An 18,240-nucleotide genomic window follows, 5' to 3' on the forward strand; every position below is an offset into this window, starting at 1 on the left:
GAATCGATCATATCCGTTTGCCTTTTTCTGTATGATAAGGTATAAAGTTACTGTAGATGGTTACATCACCGATACAAGTTGAAACGATGCAGAAAAAAGTCTGCGTTATATTTGATGAATGAAGCGATGCCTGAAGCAATAGCTTACATAGAGGAAACCGTGACGAAAGGTGATTATATGAGCAAAAAATGGTTTTTTTCTATATCCGTGTCTGGGTTGATTGTGTTGGCAGTGCTGCTCATGCTTCTTCCTGCAACAGGTGAAGCGCCTGGTGAAGGAGCTGTTCCAACCGGTCCCCATGAACAAGCCGTACAGGGAGCAGGGAGCAATCCGGAAGCAGCGGAGGCAAATACCGGGGAGTCTGAAGATGTTCCAAAACCTCCTGTAGACATGCAGACACCCCCCGAATACATAGAAGCGCCAATTGCAGCCAATAAGGAGCCCATTCATCTGGTTTTTGCCGGTGATGCAATGATGGATGCGTCGGTGAAGAAGGCTATTGCGCAAAAAGGACCCGATTATCCGTTTGTGCATGTAAAGAAGAAGGTTACGGCAGCGGATATTGCCTTTGTCAATCTGGAGACAGCCGTTACGGATGAGAAGAATAAGGATACAAGTCAAATCTTCAATTTCAAATCGGATGCGATTTCGCTCAAAGGGATCAAAAATGCCGGCTTTGACGTTATTTCGGTCGCAAACAATCATGTCCTGGATTTCCAGCGGAAGGGTCTGCTGGATACGCTGGACCACCTGGAGGCATACGACCTCATACCGGTGGGAGCCGGCCGCAATGAGAGTGAAGCCTTTTCAGCCAGAACAGTCAAGGTGAAGGGCGTGACAGTGAAATATCTGGCCTTTTCCCGCTTCCTGCCGGAGCTTAATTGGGTAGCTGAAGGTGAGAGACCCGGTGTGGCTGGAGCCTATGACCAGAAGAAGGTGCTGGCTGCCATTGCGCGCGAACGGGAAGGAGCGGACTACCTGATCGTATATATGCACTGGGGGATTGAGCGAAACAACCGTCCGGAAGCATGGCAGCGGAAGTTTGCCAAAGAAATGATCGATACCGGCGCAGACGCCATTATCGGCAGCCACCCTCATGTGCTTCAAGGCTTCGAGTCCTATAAAAGCAAGCCGATTGCTTATTCCATTGGAAACTTTCTGTTTCCGGATTATGTGAAGGGGCGTACAGCAGACACCGGTCTATTGAATCTGACACTCCAGAACGGCAAGGTCACCATGCAGTTCGATCCTTTCTACATCAAGAATAATCAGATCATTCCGAGGGAGAAGGCGTACATCCATAATCAGCTGGATTATCTGGAGGCCTTATCGTACGGCATGGAGGTTAAGGGTAACACGATACAGGCATCGGGTAAGGCGCAGACTTTGAAGTAAGTCCGGCTGCGCTCTTCCCCGGCAGTCTGTTTAAGAAAGGGTCTCCCATTTTTCCCACATCGAGCGGGGGTTGCGTTCATATACCTCGTTATCGCGGTACAGATAAGCGTGCATGATAAACTCGCGGCGGATGGTGGCGAAGTCATCATGGAATTGTTTGATGAAGCCGTTGATCTCCTGTTCGGAATAAGTCCGTCCCTCTTCCAGGCGTTCAGCCAGGCTCTCCAGCACGATCCGTTTCTTTTTGAGCTGTGCCGGAATATGCTTCAGCTTCCCGTCTCCGCTAAAGAAATTGCGCAGAACGGACTGTTTAAGACGTTCATTCTTCTCATCCATCGTTGATGTCTCCTCAATTTTGTTGTGTTGTTCCTGAAGCAGATTGTGCATGGCGCCGGCATACTGCTTGAGAAAATAACGATCCAGCGAAAAATAAATTGCGTTCTTCTCCCGCCGTTCATGGAGCAGACTGACGGCGCGCAGCTTGGCGGCATGATGGGTAATGGTCGCCGTTGAAAGAAACAGCTTTTCGGCCAGCTCCTGACCGGTCATCTCGCCTGCGGCCAGCAAAATGATCATCCGGACGCGCGTCAGGTCGGCCAATGCTTTGTGATAATTAACGATTTTATCCAGCTGGAGCATCTCACAACCACCTTATTAGATTAATATCTAATTAGATAATATTCTAACTAGATACAGGATGTCAACAATTAAAGGAATGGATCACGAATGGAGCGTACAGGAGGGAGTAAAGCGTCCTCATGGGAGAATCCGATTGGAAGGGGGGGGGCGGGGTTATTGATGACTTTGAAAATTTGCACATAAATAGGGCTCCTGCTTGTCTGTGACAACCAGGAGCCCTATCCGATGTTTTCAATCGTATTCAATTGTTACCTGCACTCCATTCAGACAACTTCCGTTGCAAATTATTAATCCCAATCGTTCAAGCCCGGCTTTGAAGAATAGCCCGACGCTGTCGTTAGCGGCAATGCCTATTCCTCTTCACATCATCCAATCGTTGATTTCCCGCAATGTCCCACAAGCAAGCGGCTTTCCTTGAACTTATAGAATGAATATATGCTGGTCAAACATTCAATTCTATACGGTGCTCTTGCTTACTCCTCTCCATGAATTTTCATATCCATAGAAATCTAACCTTTTTGTTGATACAGGGACACGCTTCGCTAACCTTCTCCAATGGACTATCCCCTCTCGGTGGACTGTGTACCATTCATGTACTGAATGATATGTCCTTATTGTACAAGCTGTATGTAAGTTTTGTAAATATTCAGAATAATCTAAATATATAGAAAAGAGGTGGATTTATTCCCATTTACTCCCCTATGCTCCCTTGTCTTTACCATTTCGAGACATTTCGCCTGCGGAAAATGAGATAGATAGCGAATACAAGAAGCAGAATCGCCCCCACCATGGCAACGGTGTAAATATTCTCATAATCCTGCTGCTTGAGGGCAATGGCTATAAAGGCCCAGACGAATACAAGCACATAGAAGGGATCACGGGAAACACCGCCGACTATCAGAGCGAGCACCCAGGCGGCAGCAAGCAAAGCGATGGCCCATAACGCATCCGACCAGCCAAATCCGTTCCAGCCCGCCTGGTACAGGCCAACTGCAATGTTCACAATCGTGGCTACCGTGATCCACCCGAAATACAGACTGAAGGGCAGTTTGACCCAGATAAATTCTCCAGCAGCAGGCCTGGAGGTGGCGGTTTGGATCCGTTGATACAAAATGATTAAAATCAGCAGCAGAGCGATCATAATAAACACACTAATTCTCACATGTTCATAATGCCAGGCGAAGACCCACGCGATATTAAACAAGCAGCTGATGAAGAACCAGGGACCGATGCTTCGAACGGAAGGCTGATCCCCGGTGCGGGAGCCCAGCTGGTAAAAAACGAAGCCGATCAATAAGACATAAATCAGCATCCAGATTGAAAATGCATAATCGGACGGTGTAATCAATACCGGATATTGAGCCGACAGCTCGGAGGTCGTTTTGCCATTGAGGGGAAGATATTGAGCGAGTTCGTTCACAATCAGTACAGCGATCAGTCCAACTATATTCCACAAACGGTATGGATTTCGGTTGTACATGGGACAAGCCTCCTGATAATTTAATTCTCTGCAATCTGTTATATATTCACCTAATCCCATTTCCATTAAACGAGGAAGCGCATGCCAATCGAATCCGGGAAGACGCCCCAGCAGGAGATTGGCGTATAAAATCCTTTTTCTTCAGCCGCCTATTGACAGGGAATGAATAATCAAATATATTATAACCAACGGTTAGTAACCAATGGTTATAAAAAAGAGCGGAGATGATGGCAAATGAAAATACAACAACTGTCTGAGCATATCTGGAGTTTGAAAACATGGATGATCATTCCTATCCATGTGTGGGTGGTGGTGGAAGAGGACGGCGTTATTTTGGTGGACGCGGGTCTGGGGAACATGACGAAGGGCATTTTGTCCTTTATCGGGAAGCTTGGGGCGGGTCCATTGAAAGCGATCGTGCTTACTCACGGTCATTCCGATCATGTTGGGGCCATTAAGAAAATCCGGCAGCACTCATCCGTCCCTGTGTACGCACATTCAATCGAGATCCCGTATATGGAAGGAAAGCTTCCTTATCCGGGGCGCAAGAAAGCGGCAGCAAGCGTGGAGGCAGGGCTTGTCAAGCCGCTTCAGGCAGATGCGGATGGGGAGCTTGCGGCATTTGGCAGCTTGAGACCCTATCTGACTCCCGGACATTCACCTGGCCATGTCGTATATTATCATGAACGGGACCAAGTGATGCTGGCTGGAGACTTGTTTACCTCCAAGAAAGGTCAACTCCGGCTGCCGATGAAAATGTTCACCTTCGACATGAATGAAGCAGTCAGAAGCAGCAGGATCGTATCTAAGCTGAAGCCTATCCGTCTGGAAGTATGCCACGGATCTTCAGTCCTGCAGCCGGCTGACCAGATGGATGCTTATCTTTCGGCCTATCAGGGCAACAACGGACAATCAAGTTCATTTGTCCAGTTATAAGAAAGCAAATAATATTCTCATTCAGTCAACAAAATGACCGCAAAGATCATGCAGGAGGATGCGGCACGAGACGGACTGAGCCTTCAGCAGTTGTCCGCGCTTAATTTGATGAGGAATCATCAGGAGATAATCTGGACCAGCTCAGCGAGAAGCTCATGTCGCCTAAGAGTACCATGAGCGTAACGGCAGAAGGTGAAACTGGAATTGGTCAGCCGTGAGCAGGACCCGGCTGTCCGCAGGCAGTTAAAGCTCAAGGTAACTCCTGCGGGCGATTATCTGTCCCGTCAGGACGATGAGAGCACTGTATAATTCTCTGCTCAGCTGATCAAGTCGATTGCCGGACATCGCGAAGCGCATTAAGGAACTGCTTGGGAATTTCCGTTTCGAAGCGCATCCGTATTCCGGTAATGGGATGGTCAAAGGAAAGAACGCGGGCATGAAGGCCGAGCCGTCCCATCGCCTTCGACTTTGAACCGTATTTTTTATCGCTGACGACGGGATGCCCGATATCCTGCATATGAACGCGGATCTGATTCTTGCGCCCAGTCTCCAGCTCCACCTCAAGCAGGGAAAATTCGCTGCTAGTCTGCATGATTCTGTAATGAGTGACAGCCAGCTGGCCGTCATTGGGGTAAGGGCTGGAATACATGCGAAGCGTTTTGCTTTCTTTCAGCCAGGATTTGATGGTGCCTTCCGTCTTACGGACTTTGCCTTCTACAAGGGCTACATAGGTCCGCTCCTTCACAGCGTCCTGCCATGAATTCTGCAGAAGCTGCTGTGCCTCCTCGCTCCTGGCAAACATCATAACGCCTGAGGTGTCGCGGTCCAGACGGTGTACCACGAATATGCGGTTCTCCGGATTCTCCAATCTGACATATGCCGTTAACTGCCGGTAGGCTGTCAAATCGGTTTCCTGCGCCGATGCGATCGACAGCAGGCCGGCTTCCTTGTCGATGACAATGATATGTTCATCCTCGTACAGAATGGACAGTCCCATCAGCGGAGGCTTCTCGACGACCTTCTCTCTGCTTACCGAGACCGAATCCCCGGGCTTAAGAGCGTGGTTATATAAGGTGACCACGCGTCCATTTACTGAAATCTGACCGCGTCCCAGAAGGGACTTAATCGCATTGCGGCCCTGATGCTTGATGGCCTGCAGCAGGAAGGCCAGCAGTTCCTGCTGCTCCTTCACGATAAAAGGCTTGCTGTCGGCGCGGGCAGCGCTTCTCTCGCTGACTCCGGCAGACGGTCTTCGGCTGGAGGCAGCTGTCCCTGCCGCTGCGGCGCGGACGCCGCTCCCGCGCGGGGATGATCCGCGCGGCGGTAAACTGCCGCGTTTAGCGGCAGCATTGTGTTTTGGGGCTGATTTTCGTTTGTCCATGGTAAGGCTCACACCGTCCTATAAAAGTTATCCCCAATATAGCATGAAAGAGACCGATATTGCTATTATCGGTCTCTTTCCGTATGTCAGCGCGCCGCCTGCACTGCCTGGTCAGCATTGCCGGTTGGTTGCACGGGATCATAAACTGTTAATCAAGCCCGAGGGCCTCGCGTGGTCAATGCTTTCTGGAAAATAGCTGCTTGCGTCTGATTGCCGCTGCAGCACCCAAGGCAAGGACGGCAATAATGATGATGACCATCAGAGGGCTGGTCCCGGACATTCCAGCGGATGCGTTCGGGCTGCCGGGGGAAACGGAATCAGCATCAGCTGTATTCTGGGCGGTGGCAGGTGCTGCGTCCAGCAGCTGTGCCTGCTCCATTTCCACAACCTTCACCTGGTCACGGCCGAATTTCTCGTACAGAAACTCCGCATGGGCTTCACTATAAGGTGTGATGCCGATCTCGACTGCGTCCTGCCCGGGGGCTGTGGTGGTAACCTGGAAGCCCTGTTCTGCAAGTTCATCCTGTCCTTCACCCGCGACATAGCTGTCGATTTCCTGCTGCTTCTGCAGCAGATCCGCGGAAGGTTGATCTGCTGCAGCCGGCATCATCTCGCCGAACAGTACAGCCTGCTCTCCTTCCACAACCTTCACCTGGTCACGGCCGAATTTCTCATACAGAAACTCCGCATGGGCTTCACTATAAGGTGTGATGCCTATTTCGACCGCGTCCTGCCCGGGGGCTGTTGTGGTAACCTGGAAGCCCTGTTCCGCGAGTTCATCCTGCCCTTTACCCGCGACATAGCTGTCGATTTCCTGCTGCTTCTGCAGCAGATCCTCCTGGCTTACGGTGCTTTGGGCGGTATTGCCCGGTGAGTTCTCAGGTGCAGCGAATGCCGCGTTGGCCGACAAGAGCATCAGACAGCCGCCGATCAGCAGCACCTTCGTCAAACGCGCTTTTACGTTTAATAGTGTTGTCATGGTTTATTCCTCCTGTAGAGATTTCATGGAACGTGCGATTTGCAGCGCCTCTGCCTCCGGTAAAATCCCGGAGAGCATATAGTCGATATCGTTGGCCTGCCAATGGAGCTGAATGTTCCGATCCGTATCCCCTGCATCCTCGCCCGGATCGCCTATTGTGATGGAGCCGGCAGCCCCATTGATATCGACGGCTTTGCCATTTGCGGGAAAACCCGTTTTAACCCGCTTCTGCTGAAATATCCCGAAGGATTGATTGGCAGAAACGTAACTGAAGACAATTTCTGCCGCTTCTCCTTCACGGGGACCGCTGGCATTAATTTCACGAAGCGCGAATCCTGCTGTCACGTAAGAAGGCACCAGCAGCGCATCACCGAACCAGACCTTGGCTTCCTTAATGGATGGAAGCACCCATATTTCCTGACTGGAGGAGCCCGGTGCAGGCGCAGGAATGTCATCCCCTGGATTGTTCTGCCCAAGCATAGGCGTATTCAGCGTATCGCCGGGCTGCTGCCCGCCGACCATCGGCTCCGATTGGCCGTTATTGCCTCCTTGAGTACCTGCAACGCTGCCGGGAGCTGCCGGCGACAAGAGAAATGGAGCCGCAGCCAGCAAAATCAATATAATGGCGGCTGCAACTGCCGATCCCCAAATCCAGCCTTTGGTCGGCAGCCATCTTTTATGAGGGCTTTTGTGAGAAGGGGGCTGCTGGATTTCCAATAGCCGCTGCCGTACAGATTCTTTCAGGCGGTTATCGAAATACAGCTCATCGAATAGCAGCTCATCGGCTTCCTGTTTAAATGTTTGACGGAGTTCTGTATCCGGCGTCTTCATCGGGCCAGTCCCTCCTTCTCCAGATAGCCGCTGAGCATCTCTCTTGCACGATGGAGCCTTCCGCGGACGGTACCTTCGGGGGAACCGGTCGCTTCCGCTATTTCACGCGTAGATAAATCGAGATAATAAAACAAATAGATCACCTCATGATAGTGGGAGGGCAGCTTGACAACATGCCTCAATATTTCTGTCCGGTTCCATCTGGCCATCGCTTCTTCTTCGGCGCTGTACCGTTCCGCTTTGGTCAGCAGAACGGGATCGGTCGGCTGTTCCTGGTCAGCTTTTCTTCCCAAACGGTCTTTGCACAAATTAATCGTTATTCTGCTCAGCCAGGTTTTCACACTGCTCTCCCCGCGGAAAGTGGACCAGTTCCGGTAAGCGCGGATAAACACTTCCTGACTGACGTCCTCAGCCAAATGTCTGTCGGCCAGATAGAAATAAGCAGTGCGGAGCACGGCAGAGCCATATTCCGCCATTAAGCTTTCAAGCGCTGAGGAGGGATTTTCAGGGAAGCTTGATTTGTCATTGGGGCCGGCCGGCCTTGGCATGTAACCACCTCCGTACCCTATAGACGGCGCCAATACATTTTTCGCTACACTTTTTATGGGGAAAATAAATGAAATTGAGAAAATGGCCGTCAGACGGTAACGAATAGTCCGTGGATTGGTGCTCCAAGGGAGAGGTATGGTATTATGATAGAAAAGTATAATAAGTTTGAACACAGTACGATTAGTAAAGCTACTTTGGAGGGACTACCCATTACGAACGCTATTTTGAATGACGCCTTGATCATGCTTCAGAAGACGAGCCGTACCTTTTACATTCCGATCAACGGCCTGGATATGGGCTTGAAGGAAGCCGTAACCTCTGGCTATTTATGTATGCGGGCAATCGATGAAATCGAAGATCATGAGGAGATCCCGGGTCAACTGAAGATTGATCTGCTGCGAGGAGTTTATGAAGCATCCCAAAGCTCCGATATCATTCATGCAACTAATGAAGTCCTGATGCCTTATCGCGACGTCCTGCCGGAAGTAACGATGAGACTGCGCGATTGGATGCTTCTTTGTCCACCTTCCATTGCGGACACGGTTATTCACTATAATGCAAAGATGGCCAAGCAAATGGGAGAGTGGGCCCAGGCAAAATGGAATATTCAGACAGAAGAGGATCTGGACGGCTACACCTACAGCGTAGCGGGTATGGTCGGAGAAATGCTCTCTGAGTTGTGGTTATGGCATGATGATACCCAATCTGATAGAGTGAAGGCTGTTGCTTTCGGCAGAGGACTGCAGGCCGTCAATATCCTGCGAAACCGCAAAGAAGATCTCAAACGGGGCGTGGACTTTTATCCGAATGGATGGGACTTCAAGGAAATGCTCATATATACACAGCGCAATCTGAAGCTGGCTGATGAGTATATTGCCGAATTAAAGCCGGGACCGGCCCGAAAGTTCTGCAAAATTCCGCTTGCGCTCGCTCAGGCTACGGTGAACATTCTCGCTGCCGGCGGCAGCAAATTAACAAGAGATGCCGTTCTCAAGATTGTCAATCGGCTGAACGGGTAATAAAGCTCCAAACACCGATAGCCAGGGACTTCTTCCTTCCGGAAGTTCCTGGCTATCCGTGTTTAAGGATTATCAAGCTTTTGTTACTTACATGAGGGACTCCAACTTGGACGCTAATGCGCGGATTACCTGGATATCCTGAGAAGTAAAGTGGTCAAGCAATTGCCGGCGTACGGCTGCCGCATGTATAGGCCGCGCAGTATCGATAGCTGATTGGCCTGCGGCCGTGATCGAAACAAGAACGCCCGGTTCGGACTCCAGCTGCTTTCTTCGAATAAATCCCCGCTCCTGCATCCTTGTCAAGTGATGCGATAACCGGCTCTTGGACCACTTCATGGAATCTGCCAGTTCCTGCTGTCGAAGCTGACCGCCGCCAAGTTCACTTAGCCGTGAAAGCACGCCAAAATCAGCCTCCGAAAGCCCGGTATTCTCCGATATTTCCTGTACAATTCGGCTCATCGTCCTTGTATGCATGGATTTCCAGGCATGCCATGTATCTAATTCTTCCAGACTTAAATTATCGCTCATGCAGGTAATATTATCATGGTTGACACATCAACCACAAGCTTGTATAATCCGAGTTGACACATCAACCAAGAGTCAGCCTGTCCTGCGGGTTTTTACTCGATCATAAGGAGACATGACAATGAGTCTATCGGAGAAGGTAGCCCTTGTGACAGGGGCAAATAAGGGAATTGGAAAAGCGATAGCCGCGGGGCTCGCCAATCAGGGGAAAACAGTTCTGCTGGGCGCCCGCAGCAGGGAGCGCGGAGAAGCGGCCGCGGCTGAACTGGCCCATGAAGGCAGCGTTCATTTCTTGCAGCTTGATGTGACGGATCCGGTATCCATCCTGACGGCGGCGAAATACATGGAGGACCGCTTCGGCCGGCTGGATATTTTGGTCAACAATGCGGGTACGAATGTTTCGCGGAACAAGCCTGGAGTTGCCTCCGCCGCCGAGTTCCGTGAAGTGTATGAGACAAATGTATTCGGAGTGGTCTCCGTAACTAATGAAATGCTGCCCCTGCTTCACCAGGCTCCCGCTGCCAGAATCGTAAATATATCGAGTTTACGCGGTTCTTTGGGATCCGAAGGGGCTTTCGTTGGCCAGCCGTCTATTTCATATTCCACCTCCAAAACGGCTCTTAACGCGATCACTGTGCATTATGCCAGAGAGCTCGCTGATACGCCAATCAAGGTCAATGCGGCTGCTCCTGGCCATGTCGCGACTGATTTTAACGGTTACAGCGGAACCCGCACTCCGAAAGAGGGAGCGGCTATTGCTATTCATTTGGCAACCCTTGACGAGGGTGGGCCAACCGGTGGATTTTTTGACGATAAAGGAGCGATAACCTGGTAGTTTTCACGGAGCGTTGTTTCGAATTGGGATTGTGCTGAAAAAAAACCATCCGCTGCACGCTGCGAATGGTTTTTTAGTAAGACATCAGCCGGAGCTGTTGGTCTGCCCTTATCGTTGATAGACGAGAGGGAAATGATCTCCGGTCAGCAGCTCGCCCGGTTCAACCGAGACAAAAGGCAGCATGGGGTGCCCGGCCGTTGGAGCATAACGTGTGTGGCCAGGCATATAGTGAACGGCGATTGCGCGGCGCTTGTGTTGCGAGCGGTTGTTCGGGCTGCCGTGCCAGGTCAGGCAGTGGTGGTAGCCGACCTGGCCCTTTTTAATTTCAAACGGCACCGGCGCAGTATCCGCTCCCTCCGGAAGCAGCTCAGGCTGCTTGTGGACCGGTTTGAATTCCGCATTGCTTTCCAGATACTGCTGATGATTCCCCCATTTGTGGCTGCCCGGCACCATCCACATACAGCCGTTCTCGATTGTGGCATCATCCAGGGCAACCCAGGCGCTGACGAGATCGGAAGGGGTAATGATCGGCCACAGCGGGTGATCCTGATGCCATTTGGTCGGTCCGCCGGTAACAGGAGGTTTATATTGAATTTGATCATGCCAGATACGGACTTCATCGGTCCGCGTCAGCTGGGCGATTTCCTCGCAGATCGTCTTGTTAGCCGTATGCTGGAAATAAACATCGCTGGCCATCCAGATGTTGACGATCTGCACGACGGACTCGCTGACCGTCATTTTCATATCGTCATAACCCTTCGCCAGCATATTGTGCGAGAGCACCGGTTTTTTCACGGATTGCCCGTTCATGACCAGATCCAGCTCATCGCGAAGCGCCTCAACCTCGGCATCGCTCAAGACAATGCCGCCTTTCAAAAAACCGTTGTTTTCAAATTCCTCAATTTGTGCTTGACTTAACATAGTATATTCCTCCCGGATGTGTTGGCTGTATTTCGTTGATAAGCTAAGCATAGTGGAGAATGGTAGCGCTGTCTTTACAAATACTGAAGAGGGATTTGCACTTTTCCAATACGAATCATAATGGCTCGCGAAGGGGAGGGAGGGGCGTTTTTGAAATCAACTGATCTGGGATCGATTCATGAGCTTGCGCCAACCGTGAACTTTGCCGCCCGCGCGGAGGCGCAAGCGAATACGGTTTGGGGCCCACGCAAAAATCCCGACTTTCAGCTGTTCTATATCTTGTCCGGAGAAGCGGAGGCCCTGATCGGGGGGCAGCGGTATTTGCTTGCAGGCGGAGATTGCGTCATCTATGGTTCTTTGCATCCTCACCGGCTGAGGACCTTGAACAGGACTGAATATATTAGCCTCCATTTTCACTTGCGGCATGCCTCACCCGAGCCGGTCCACCCGGCTTATGCCCTGCAGAACTGCTCGGAAGAGGAGATGCTCCATTCTGCAGACAGCGGCTTTACGATTGAAGTTCCAGGCCATGACAGACTCAGCCTGCCAGCCTTCATTACGATGCCGGCCCTGGAGCCGTACCTGCTGCGCATCGTTCAGGAATACAGCAATGAACAGCCCGGGTATGCGGTTTATTTGCGCGCCTTAATGACAGAGCTGGTTACGGCTTTGGTCCGGCATCTGCTGAACCGGCAGCCTCCATCGGCGGAGCGGATCAAAATCGAACCGGCGCTTGCCGCGATCGGCCAGCATCCCGAGGCGAACTGGTCCGTAACGGAGCTGGCCGGCTTATGCGGCTATCATGCGATTTATTTCTCTTCGCTGTTCAAGAAATGCACAGGCGTGACGCCCAAGCAGTACCTGATTTCCGAACGGATCCGCAAGGCCAAATACCATTTGCTCCAGGGAGAGAAGATGGAGCGGATTGCAGAGCGTCTGGGGTATGCCAGCATCCATTATTTTTCGCGGAATTTCAAGGATGAAACAGGGCTGACCCCAACGGAATTCAAGCAACAGGAGCATGAAATTTAATAGCTGGCTAATGGCTTGAAATCTATAAATCTTTCATTTCAATTTCATAGACAAAAGAGAGGACGGGGTGATACGATAGCCACGTGGGAAATTGGCAGATAACTGGAGGAAATTCAAAAGTGAAATTGAAGCTTGTCTGGAAACGAAGTGTATTGTTATCTGTCCTTGCGGCCGGTTTGGTATTCGTACCGCTCCCGGGTTTGGCGGATTACAGCGCTGCTGCTGCGGCCTCCAAGACCGCTGCACAAGCTGATGTTATACCGGTATTTGTGGATGGAACGAAGCTGGCTTTAACACCATCGCCCGTTACGATTAAAGGAACGACCATCGTGCCGATGCGCACTATTTTCAATGCATTGAAAGCCAGCGTAACCTGGGAGCCTGCGACCAAGACGATTATAGTTGTCAAGGACCGTACGACCATTACGCTGCAGCTTGGGTCAAGCAAGGCCGTCAAGAACGGGAAGAACGTGACCCTGGCAGTACCGCCGCAGATGATTAAAGGAGCGACAATGGTGCCGCTTCGTTTTGTTGCGGAAGCGCTTGGCGCCGAGGTTAAGCTCGATTCCGCCGCCCGCCTGATCCGCATCACTTCCTTTGAGGCGCTGCAAGCGCAAGCCTATGAGGATGAGACAGAAGCCGATGATCCTGATTCCGGCTATGGGGAGTATGATACGTTTTCGACCGAAGAAGTTGTGGAGATGAACGACGATAAGGTCGTCATGATTACGACGGATTCGGCGCAGGGCAGCGGGGTAATTATTGGACCGAACCGGATTGTTACCAACCTTCATGTGATGCAGGAAGCCGGGAAGGCAACTGTTCTGCTGCGCAGCGGCGATACCTTCGAGGTGGAAGGCATTGTCGGCTATGATGAGAAATCGGATTTGGCGGTCATTCAGACGACAAAGCCTCTGGGAGTAGAGCCTGCCACAATCGGATACGGCGTGGGCAAAGGGGCGCATGTCATTGCCATAGGCAGTCCGCTTGGACTCCAGAACACAGTCTCGGATGGCATTGTCAGCAATTTGCAGCAGGCGGATGGCGTTCAGACCTATCAGATCAGCGCCCCGATTGATCACGGCAGCTCGGGCGGCGGGCTGTTCGACGATTACGGCGAGCTTGTAGGGATCACGTCATCGGGAATCGAGTCCACGCAAGCGGATTTGAATTTTGCGGTATCCGTGCTTAATGTCAGCATCCTTCTTTATAATATTGAAGACAACAAAGCCAACGAGAAAATTGACTTCCTGCCCTCAACGTTGCCGGATACCCTTGTGGGTGCAACTGACGATGATATCCGCGATCTGGTCGACAAGGAGTTCGGGGAAATCAGTACCTCGCAGGGCGGAACGAAGCTGCAGCGCATTGAGGTCAAGCGCGATGACAAGGGCTGGCTGGTTGTTTCGGCCGTAATTGATCCTGCATTCTATATGCTGTACGGGAATATGGCTAATGATGATCTGCGCTTCTGGGCGCTCGATACGGGCACCAAGCTGCATAAGCTGCTGCCGGACGACACCATTCAGCTTGCCGTCTATTATGAGCAGGAGTTCAGCTTCGAGCCCCGGAATTTGAACGCGGCAGAGGTGACGGCTGCTGCAGATGGCAAATGGCTTGTCCGTTATCCCGTTGTTCAATTGCAAGGCAAAGAGAAGATGATCGTTCAGGTCCGCACCTGACCTCTTTGAACGATGATAGAAGCGGGGCGGTTTTTCTCTCTTGCGGCATTATGCTGCGGGAGCGGGGGCTGCCCTTCTTTTTTTGTGCCATATTCGGTACAATAGAGTTGCTTGTAAGCCATAACGATAAAGAGGGAATTAAACAATATGAAAGTCGTACTGGCAACCTTGAATGCCAAATTTATTCATACCTCACTCGCGATGCGCTGCCTGAAAGCCTTCAGCGAGCATGAGTTCGACATCGAAATTGCGGAATATACGATCAAAGATCCGGTGATGAACATTGTCGCCGACATCTACGCGAAGAAACCGAGTGTAATCGGCTTCTCCTGCTATATCTGGAATATCGAAGAGACGATTACGGTCATCGATATGCTGCGCAAAATCATGCCTGAGCTACGTATAGTACTGGGCGGCCCCGAGGTCAGCTATGACACGGCCTTCTGGATGGAGCGTCTGACGCAGGTCGATTATATTGTGGTTGGCGAAGGCGAAGAAACCTTTCATCATCTGCTCACGGAGCTGCGGGATACGCAGAAGCTGCATATGGTTTTTGGCGTCGCTTACCGCAAAGAGCGCAAGGACGGTACGATAGAAATCATCGTCAATCCGCCGCGTCCGAAGCTGGAATTGGCCAAGCTTCCGTCACCGTACCGTTTTCCGGAGGATATCGCCGGTCTGCAAAGCCGTGTCACTTATTTCGAGACCAGCCGCGGCTGCCCGTTCAGCTGCCAGTTCTGCTTGTCGAGCATTGAGGTAGGTGTCCGCTATTTTGATATGGAACGGACCAAAGCGGATCTGCTTTATTTGATCCAGTCCGGTGCGAAGCTGATCAAGTTCGTGGACCGCACCTTTAATATCAAACGCGACTATGCGCTGGAGATTTTTCATTTTCTCATTGAAAATCATGGAGGCTGCGTGTTCCAGTTTGAAATCACCGCGGATATCATGCGTCCCGAGGTGCTTGATTATTTGGCCGAGCATGCGCCGCCGGGGATTTTCCGCTTCGAGATCGGTGTGCAGTCAACCAATGATCCAACGAACGCGGAGGTGCAGCGCAGGCAGAATTTTGCGAAGCTGAGCCGCACCGTTACCAAGGTGAAGGAGAGCGGCAAGATCGATCAGCATCTTGATTTGATCGCCGGTCTGCCGCTGGAGAATTACGATACGTTCCGCAAAACCTTCAACGATGTCTTCGCGCTGGGGCCGGAGGAGCTGCAGCTTGGCTTCCTCAAGATGCTGCGGGGCACCGGCATGCGCCGCGATGCGGATAAGCACGGATACATCTATATGGACCGGGCGCCTTACGAGATTCTTGGCAACGATATTATGCCGTTCTCGGATATCGTGCGGATCAAGCGGGTGGAGGACGTGCTGGAGAAATATTGGAATGCGCACCGGATGGACCATGCGCTGTACTATCTAATCGGGCAGGCATTTGATTCGGCCTTCGACTTCTTCCAGCAGTTCGGCGATTATTGGGAAGGACGCGGCTGGCAGAAAATCGGCCATCAGCTGGAGGACCTTTTCTCCCGGTTGTGGACGTTCCTGTCCGAGGTGCATATTCTCCGCACGGCAGAAGCGGGCAAGCACTGGCAGCCCGAGGTTGCGCTTGGGCTCATGAAGCTGGATTATTATCTGAATCACAAGTATAAGCCGCGCAAGGTGTGGTGGGACTTTACGATGGACAAATCCGCGTGGAACGGCTGGATGCAGCAGCTGGCGAAAGAACCGCAGGATGTCTCGGAGGCATTCGCTACGCTGGGCCTCGGCGAGAAGGAGCTGCATAAGCACGCTGTTATCGAACTGCTGCCGTTCGATCTGGAGCTCTATCTGTCAGAAGGCATATTGTCCCTGGAAGCACAATCGCTGCTTATTGTGATTTACAGCGGCGGCGGCAAGGAGGATGGTGCAGCGGCGAAGCCATTCATCCAAAGGCTGGTTCACGCCAAGCAGCGTACGGGAACGATGTAGAACGGACTGTGGGGAGAATGCCATCCTCACTCCGGCATACAGCAAGCTTGGACTATTCCACAGCGTGAGCGTGGGATAGTCTTTTTTTAGGGAAGAAGCTTCCTGTGCCGCCAAAGTACGGTGACTGCTGTTTGTTCTTGCATTTATATCAAATGTGTAATCTATCATGGCTCAGGCTGTTTAAGAGACTTGAGTACGGTAGTGCAGTAGTGTAAGATAGGGGAGGCAAGTTATTCTTTCGATTGAATCGAATGAAGAAGGAGCGATAACGTGGTATATTCGGCAAATAAAGAGCGGTATTCGTCCATGACGTATAACCGTGTTGGACGGACAGGCCTTAAGCTTCCAGCCATTTCACTTGGTCTTTGGCATAATTTTGGCGGCGTTGATACATTTGAGAATGGCCGCGCCATGCTTCACCGGGCATTTGACCTGGGAATTACGCATTTTGACCTGGCCAATAACTACGGCCCTCCGGCGGGCTCGGCAGAAGAAATGTTCGGGCGTATTATGGCGAACGATTTCAAGCCGTACCGGGACGAACTGATTATTTCCTCCAAAGCAGGATATTATATGTGGCCAGGCCCTTACGGGGAGTGGGGCTCACGCAAATATTTAATCGCTTCCCTTGATCAAAGCCTGAAGCGGATGGGCGTCGATTACGTCGATATTTTCTACTCCCACCGTCCGGATCCGGAAACGCCGCTTGAAGAAACGATGGGTGCGCTTGACCATATCGTCCGCTCGGGCAAAGCGTTGTATGTCGGTATCAGCAGTTATAGTGCGGAACAATCCGCAGAGGCGATTGCCATCATGAAACGTCTTGGCACACCGCTTGTTATTCATCAGCCCAGCTACAATATGTTTGACCGCTGGATCGAGAATGGCCTGCAGGATGTGCTGGAGGAAAACGGCGTAGGCAGCATCGCCTTCTGCCCGCTCGCCCAGGGGCTGCTCACGAACAAATATCTCGGCGGTATTCCTGAAGATTCGCGTGCTGCCAGCCGGACCGGCGCTCTGCAGGAAAGCGCGGTAACGCCTGAGCGTGTGGCCAGACTGCAGAAGCTTAATGCAATTGCAGCCGAACGCGGCCAGTCTCTGGCACAGCTTGCGCTGGCCTGGGTGCTGCGCGGCGGACGCGTAACATCGGCGCTGATCGGGGCAAGCAGGGTCAGCCAGATCGAGGATAATGTAGCCGCGCTCAGCAATCTGGACTTCTCCAAAGAAGAGCTTTCACAGATTGAGGATATTCTGCGCTAGAACAAGCCAAGCCTTCCACTGAGGAGTGATCCTCATGCGGAAGGCTTTTTTTGTATCCGTCTATGCATATTTGGCAGAGAGTCCGATGCAGGCGACACCGGCGAGAATGAGCAGGCAGCCGGCGATTTTCAAAGCGGAGAGCGATTCGTCAAATATGTAGTAGGCGCCGATGATCGATATGACATAGGCCAGGCTTTGGATAGGGTACGCAAGACTCAGATCCACCTTGGAGACGATATACAGCCAAAGTATCGTAGCGCAGCCGTAGATGAACAATCCGCCCAGAATATAAGGGGAGAACACTAATTCCAGAATGGTGCGGAAGCTTTCGAACGGCCTGGATTTCTGCATGAGGCCATACTTCCATATAAATTGACCGGTTACGAGCATGAGCGTGTTGACCAGAATGAGTACAAATTGAACCAGATTCAATGCTTTTCACGTCCTTCGACTGCCTGCTGCAGCTCCAGCATTTTCTTCTCCATCACGGCAAGCTCCTGCGTCAAGGTCTTCATGCGGTCCGACTGATTGGACAAGCTCATTGTCTGTCTAACCAGCAGTCCGAGGATGAACAGGATCGTCATCATAAAGACAAAAGTCGGCATGTAATAGATGCCGATCCACAAGGCGAACCGGTTGAGCAGCGGGATGCACAGCGCCGCGACGACGCCGGCGATGGCTGTTATAAGCCACAGAAACGCATAGCGGTCCCTCAGCCGGTGCGACACCGTCAGACAAACAATGATAACAAGAAACAGCAGCGTAATAATGAGAGAAACGATTTGATTCATGATAAATGATC

General features: G+C 51.5%; 18 protein-coding genes. 8 read left to right on the forward strand and 10 right to left on the reverse strand.

Features of this window, described 5'->3' with window-relative positions; genetic code table 11:
• Positions 1-177: 177 nt before the first annotated feature.
• A complete protein-coding gene (locus tag AC0YNV_RS13295; RefSeq protein ID WP_475768533.1) occupies positions 178-1,395 on the forward strand; it encodes a CapA family protein in 1,218 nt (405 codons plus the stop codon).
• Positions 1,396-1,425: 30 nt separating this feature from the next.
• Here the strand turns inward: AC0YNV_RS13295 and AC0YNV_RS13300 are convergent, their stop codons facing one another.
• Positions 1,426-2,034 (reverse strand): DUF2087 domain-containing protein, encoded by a 609-nt coding sequence (locus AC0YNV_RS13300; RefSeq protein ID WP_475768534.1) that lies wholly within the window; start codon positions 2,032-2,034, stop codon positions 1,426-1,428.
• A gap of 715 nt (positions 2,035-2,749) precedes the next feature.
• Positions 2,750-3,514, reverse strand: coding sequence for a tryptophan-rich sensory protein (locus AC0YNV_RS13305; RefSeq protein ID WP_475768535.1), 765 nt, complete (start codon positions 3,512-3,514; stop codon positions 2,750-2,752).
• Positions 3,515-3,748: 234 nt separating this feature from the next.
• On the opposite strand from AC0YNV_RS13305, the gene AC0YNV_RS13310 reads away from it, so the two are divergent.
• Positions 3,749-4,450, forward strand: coding sequence for an MBL fold metallo-hydrolase (locus AC0YNV_RS13310; protein ID WP_475768536.1), 702 nt, complete (start codon positions 3,749-3,751; stop codon positions 4,448-4,450).
• A 325-nt stretch (positions 4,451-4,775) separates the two neighbouring features.
• Here AC0YNV_RS13310 and AC0YNV_RS13315 read toward each other — a convergent pair whose 3' ends face one another.
• The 4 genes from AC0YNV_RS13315 to AC0YNV_RS13330 all read right to left on the reverse strand — a co-directional run bounded on the left by AC0YNV_RS13315 (position 4,776) and on the right by AC0YNV_RS13330 (position 8,189).
• Entirely contained in the window at positions 4,776-5,831 is a 1,056-nt protein-coding gene (locus tag AC0YNV_RS13315) for an RluA family pseudouridine synthase (RefSeq protein WP_475768537.1), read from the reverse strand.
• Between the two features lie 175 nt (positions 5,832-6,006).
• Positions 6,007-6,810: a hypothetical protein gene (locus AC0YNV_RS13320; RefSeq protein WP_475768538.1), complete on the reverse strand. Its 804-nt coding sequence runs from the start codon at positions 6,808-6,810 to the stop codon at positions 6,007-6,009.
• 3 nt (positions 6,811-6,813) lie between these two features.
• A complete protein-coding gene (locus AC0YNV_RS13325) occupies positions 6,814-7,641 on the reverse strand; it encodes a DUF4367 domain-containing protein (protein ID WP_475768539.1) in 828 nt (275 codons plus the stop codon).
• Positions 7,638-8,189 (reverse strand): sigma-70 family RNA polymerase sigma factor, encoded by a 552-nt coding sequence (locus AC0YNV_RS13330; protein ID WP_475768540.1) that lies wholly within the window; start codon positions 8,187-8,189, stop codon positions 7,638-7,640. The genes AC0YNV_RS13325 and AC0YNV_RS13330 overlap by 4 nt, the downstream gene beginning before the upstream one ends.
• 195 nt (positions 8,190-8,384) lie before the next feature.
• On the opposite strand from AC0YNV_RS13330, the gene AC0YNV_RS13335 reads away from it, so the two are divergent.
• Positions 8,385-9,209 carry a squalene/phytoene synthase family protein gene (locus tag AC0YNV_RS13335; protein ID WP_475768921.1) on the forward strand — a complete coding sequence of 275 codons (825 nt, stop codon included), beginning with the start codon at positions 8,385-8,387 and terminating at the stop codon, positions 9,207-9,209.
• Positions 9,210-9,296: 87 nt separating this feature from the next.
• On the opposite strand, the gene AC0YNV_RS13340 is transcribed toward AC0YNV_RS13335, so the two are convergent.
• A complete protein-coding gene (locus AC0YNV_RS13340; RefSeq protein ID WP_475768541.1) occupies positions 9,297-9,737 on the reverse strand; it encodes a MarR family winged helix-turn-helix transcriptional regulator in 441 nt (146 codons plus the stop codon).
• Between the two features lie 118 nt (positions 9,738-9,855).
• Here AC0YNV_RS13340 and AC0YNV_RS13345 point away from each other — a divergent pair, with 118 nt between their 5' ends.
• A complete protein-coding gene (locus tag AC0YNV_RS13345) occupies positions 9,856-10,569 on the forward strand; it encodes an SDR family oxidoreductase (protein ID WP_475768542.1) in 714 nt (237 codons plus the stop codon).
• Positions 10,570-10,677: 108 nt separating this feature from the next.
• On the opposite strand, the gene AC0YNV_RS13350 is transcribed toward AC0YNV_RS13345, so the two are convergent.
• A complete protein-coding gene (locus AC0YNV_RS13350; RefSeq protein WP_210038228.1) occupies positions 10,678-11,490 on the reverse strand; it encodes a phytanoyl-CoA dioxygenase family protein in 813 nt (270 codons plus the stop codon).
• A gap of 150 nt (positions 11,491-11,640) precedes the next feature.
• Here AC0YNV_RS13350 and AC0YNV_RS13355 point away from each other — a divergent pair, with 150 nt between their 5' ends.
• From AC0YNV_RS13355 to mgrA, 4 genes are all read left to right on the forward strand, one after another.
• Positions 11,641-12,522 (forward strand): helix-turn-helix transcriptional regulator, encoded by an 882-nt coding sequence (locus AC0YNV_RS13355; RefSeq protein ID WP_475768543.1) that lies wholly within the window; start codon positions 11,641-11,643, stop codon positions 12,520-12,522.
• Positions 12,523-12,641: 119 nt separating this feature from the next.
• Positions 12,642-14,204, forward strand: coding sequence for a stalk domain-containing protein (locus tag AC0YNV_RS13360; protein WP_475768544.1), 1,563 nt, complete (start codon positions 12,642-12,644; stop codon positions 14,202-14,204).
• A 147-nt stretch (positions 14,205-14,351) separates the two neighbouring features.
• A complete protein-coding gene (locus AC0YNV_RS13365; RefSeq protein WP_475768545.1) occupies positions 14,352-16,178 on the forward strand; it encodes a B12-binding domain-containing radical SAM protein in 1,827 nt (608 codons plus the stop codon).
• Positions 16,179-16,448: 270 nt separating this feature from the next.
• Complete coding sequence (gene mgrA, locus AC0YNV_RS13370) at positions 16,449-17,438, forward strand: L-glyceraldehyde 3-phosphate reductase (RefSeq protein WP_210038232.1); 990 nt, start codon at positions 16,449-16,451, stop codon at positions 17,436-17,438.
• Between the two features lie 60 nt (positions 17,439-17,498).
• On the opposite strand, the gene AC0YNV_RS13375 is transcribed toward mgrA, so the two are convergent.
• Together AC0YNV_RS13375 and AC0YNV_RS13380 are read right to left on the reverse strand one after the other, a co-directional pair.
• Positions 17,499-17,870: an EamA family transporter gene (locus AC0YNV_RS13375; protein ID WP_210038233.1), complete on the reverse strand. Its 372-nt coding sequence runs from the start codon at positions 17,868-17,870 to the stop codon at positions 17,499-17,501.
• Entirely contained in the window at positions 17,867-18,229 is a 363-nt protein-coding gene (locus AC0YNV_RS13380) for a DUF2304 domain-containing protein (RefSeq protein WP_475768546.1), read from the reverse strand. The genes AC0YNV_RS13375 and AC0YNV_RS13380 overlap by 4 nt, the downstream gene beginning before the upstream one ends.
• Positions 18,230-18,240: the final 11 nt, after the last annotated feature.

The sequence above is a fragment of the Paenibacillus sp. JT31N11 genome, from assembly GCF_056269285.1.